The organism is Promicromonospora kroppenstedtii DSM 19349, assembly GCF_000515355.1.
In the GTDB taxonomy this organism is placed as follows: Bacteria; Actinomycetota; Actinomycetes; order Actinomycetales; family Cellulomonadaceae; genus Promicromonospora; species Promicromonospora kroppenstedtii.
In genome coordinates, this window is the sequence record NZ_KI911572.1 from 22217 (window position 1) to 25464 (window position 3248).

Annotated in this window: 4 protein-coding genes; 1 reads left to right on the forward strand and 3 read right to left on the reverse strand. The window is 70.6% G+C overall.

Annotated features, from left to right (window positions below):
* Positions 1-739: NAD(P)/FAD-dependent oxidoreductase (locus tag PROKR_RS01125; protein WP_169736280.1), on the reverse strand; the 739-nt coding region annotated here is incomplete at its 3' end.
* Positions 740-840: 101 nt separating this feature from the next.
* Positions 841-2046 (reverse strand): Fic family protein, encoded by a 1206-nt coding sequence (locus PROKR_RS01130; RefSeq protein ID WP_036958972.1) that lies wholly within the window; start codon positions 2044-2046, stop codon positions 841-843.
* Between the two features lie 85 nt (positions 2047-2131).
* On the opposite strand from PROKR_RS01130, the gene PROKR_RS01135 reads away from it, so the two are divergent.
* Positions 2132-2830, forward strand: coding sequence for a class I SAM-dependent methyltransferase (locus PROKR_RS01135; protein WP_051432571.1), 699 nt, complete (start codon positions 2132-2134; stop codon positions 2828-2830).
* A gap of 90 nt (positions 2831-2920) precedes the next feature.
* Here the strand turns inward: PROKR_RS01135 and PROKR_RS01140 are convergent.
* On the reverse strand, positions 2921-3248 hold a 328-nt coding region (locus PROKR_RS01140; protein WP_211239987.1), incomplete at its 5' end, for a (2Fe-2S)-binding protein.

Sequence of the window (3248 nt, forward strand, 5' to 3'; positions counted from 1 at the left end):
CGTCGAGCCGCCCGCCGTCCGCGAAGTCGAGCCGGCCCACGTGGCCGGTGCGGCGGTGCGGCTTCATCTGGCTGGTCGCGGTCTCGGCGCGGACGCCGATGCCCTTGCCGTTGATCAGGCGCTTCAGCGCCTGGCCGCCGCCGAGGTCGACCTGCACACCCATCAGGTGGGTGCCGAACTCGATGACGGTGGCCTGGGCGTCCAGCGCGGTCAGGGCCCCGGCGGCCTCCAGGCCGAGCAGGCCGCCGCCGATGACGGCGCCGCGCACCGGCTTGCCCTCGGGGTAGCTCCGGCGCTTCTCCTCGACCCAGCCGCGCAGTGCCGCGACGTCGTCGATGGTGCGGTAGACGAAGACGCCCGGGAGGTCGTTCCCGGGGATCGGCGGCATCGCGGCGCTGGAGCCGGTGGCGAGCACGAGCTCGTCGTAGGGGTGCACCTTGCCGAGGCGGTCCGTGACGGTCTTCGCCGCGCGGTCGATCGACTCGATCTTGCGGTCGGTGTGCAGGGTGACGAGCGGGTCGGCCCAGAGGGCCGGGTCGCCCAGGGCGATGCCCTCGGGACCCTCCTCGAACCAGCGGGTCAGCCCCACGCGGTCGTAGGGGGCGCGGGGCTCTTCCGCGAACACGGTCACGCGGTAGCGGCCGGCGTCGTCCCGGGCGCGCAGCGCCTCGACGAGCCGCTGCGCGACCATGCCACCGCCGATCACCACAAGGTGCTGAGGATTGCCGGAATTGACCATGTCTTGACCGTAGGTCGCGGGTTTTTCGCGCCGGTGCGTCCGCGGTTACCCGAGCCGAACATCTTCCTCACAGGGCGTGGGGCAGGCCGGTGAGCGGGGGCCTACGCGCGGATCAGGCTCTGGGCAAAGTGGTCCAGCACGCCGAGTATCCCCGGATGTTGCCAGACGCGGTTGCGACGAAGCCCTGTTCGTTCTTCCAGGACACCGGCGTCGACCAGTTGGCCGAGCGCGTTCTGCGCACTCTGGGCCCCCATGCCGAGCTGAGCGGACAAGTAGTTCGCGTTGAGAACAGGATGGGAGAGCAGATGCGGAAGTACCTTCCACGCCGATGCTTGTGAACGGAGCCCGGACATCTTGTCCCGGGACACCTCGATCTGTGCGGCGAGGTCATCGATCAGACGAGCGCCCGCGGCCGCCGCGAACCGAGCAGCTCCGGAGAACTGCTCGACGATCGGCCGGGCGTCTCCGTCCCGGTAGGCAGACAGCGCTGCGAAGTAGCCGTCGGTGTCCTTCAGCAATCCCGCCGAGACCGGAGCCGTCGTGCACGTCACGAGGCGCTTTGCACGGAACATCGCGTGCACGAGCGCGCGCCCCGTCCTGCCGTTCCCGTCGGAGAACGGGTGGATGTTCTCGAAGTGTGCGTGGGCGACCGCAGCCTGCACCACGACAGGAAGGTCGTCTCGGCGCACAAACCTCATCAGGTCTTCCATGGCGCCAGGCACGAGCCCTGCCTGCGGCGCGACATGGGACGCACCACGCGGGCTCACGGAGCTTGTGCCGATCCACACCAACTGATCGCGCCACTGACCAGCATGATGCTCCCACCCTCGCTGGCCCGACAACAGTGCCCGGTGCATCTCCAGAACTGCGGCCGTGTCGAGGTGGTCAGCAAGGTCGAGCGCCGCTTCCATCGCGTGGACGTTTGCGACCACGGTCCGCGCATTGTCCGACGTCGACTGATCGAGCTCCGCCAGGGCCAGCTGTCGCGCCCCCACGGTCAGGTTCTCGATCTGAGACGACGACGTGGACTCCGTCCGGAGCAGGATGGAACTCATCGGCCCGAGCGACGGGCTCGTCTCCCCGAGCACCGCGCGGGCGTATGCGTCGAACCTACCCAGGGCAGCAGCCGCTTCTTCCGTGTCAGCCGCGATGTCTGCAGCAAGCACAGGCGCCCAGTCTTCGATGAGCGGCGGCACTGCAGACCGGTATGCCCCGGAGGCCTCGGCCATCCGCGCACGACTGGTCAGGCCATCGGGCTCGGCGACCCAGTACTCGTCCTCATGCCGGAACGCGGGAACTTGGAGCATGAGCCCTACGCTAATCCAAGTTTCGGAGAAACTTGGATTAACGGAACGATTGGCTCCACGTTTCGCACCGCTACCGTAGGGCCGCATGGACCTCCGGACCGTGCCCAACCCGTTGGTCCGCGCTGGCGGCCGTGCGCTCCGCCGCATCAACGACCGGCACCCGTGGAGCCACAACGACCACTTCCACGGCTGGATCCTGCGCCGGCTACCGGCCCGACGGCGACGGGCGCTCGACGTCGGCTGCGGCAAGGGGCTGCTGCTGAGCCGGCTGCGGGGGCGGTTCGACGAGGTACTGGGCGTAGACGCCGACGCCGCCATGGCCGCCGTCGCCGCCGGGCGGTTCTCAGGTGCCTCCTCGGTGGCCGTGCGCCACGCCCGGTTCGAGGAGGTCGACGGCGAGTTCGACACGATCACCATGGTCGCGGTGCTGCACCACCTGCCGCTGGAGCCCGCGCTCCGGCACGCGGCCGGCCTGCTCGCGCCCGGCGGACGGCTGCTCGTCGTGGGCCTCGCCCGGGCGGACACCCTGGCCGACCTGGCCTGGGACCTCCCGTCGTCACTGCTGAACCCGCTGGTGGGGCTGATCAAGCATCCACAGCCGGTCCGAGCCCCTGTGGACGACAGCGGCAGCCGAGCGAGCAGCGAACCCGTGATGCCGGTGCGCGACCCCGCCGAGACGTTCACGGAGATCTCCCGGGTCGCCCGCGAGGTGCTCCCTGGAGCGCGCCCCCGCCGTCGGCTGTTCTTCCGCTACACGCTGGCGTGGACCCGCCCGCCGGCATGAAGGTGCGCCTCTACCCAGTCATTCGGCCCGGAACTGGCCTGTTTTCGGGCCCAATGGCTGGGTAGAAGCGCACGTCTGCGCGGCGCCCGGCTACGCCGGTTCCGGGACCGCCTCCTCCGACGCGCGGAGCCAGTCCACCAGGCCGCAGACGGCGTCCTTGCACGAGCCGCAGCCCGTCGTGGCGCGGGTCTCGCGCACCACGTCCTCGACCGAGTGCGCACCGGGCGGGCACGCGCCCGCGATGTCGCCCTTGGTCACGCCGTTGCAGCGGCACACCACGGCGTCCTCGGGCATGTGCTCCGGGGACGACGCCGGCGACGCCGCGGCCATGACCGGCGTGAGCAGCAGGAACGCGGGGTCCAGCGGCGCGGGCGTGCGCCGCGTGTAGGCGGCGGTGAGATCGGCGGCCACGCGCGGG

Bases quoted from the DNA above. Each gene is read 5' to 3' on its own strand.
- PROKR_RS01130 (WP_036958972.1), bottom strand. From the start codon at position 2,046: ATGCTCCAAGTTCCCGCGTTCCGGCATGAGGACGAGTACTGGGTCGCC.
- PROKR_RS01135 (WP_051432571.1), top strand. From the start codon at position 2,132: ATGGACCTCCGGACCGTGCCCAACCCGTTGGTCCGCGCTGGCGGCCGT.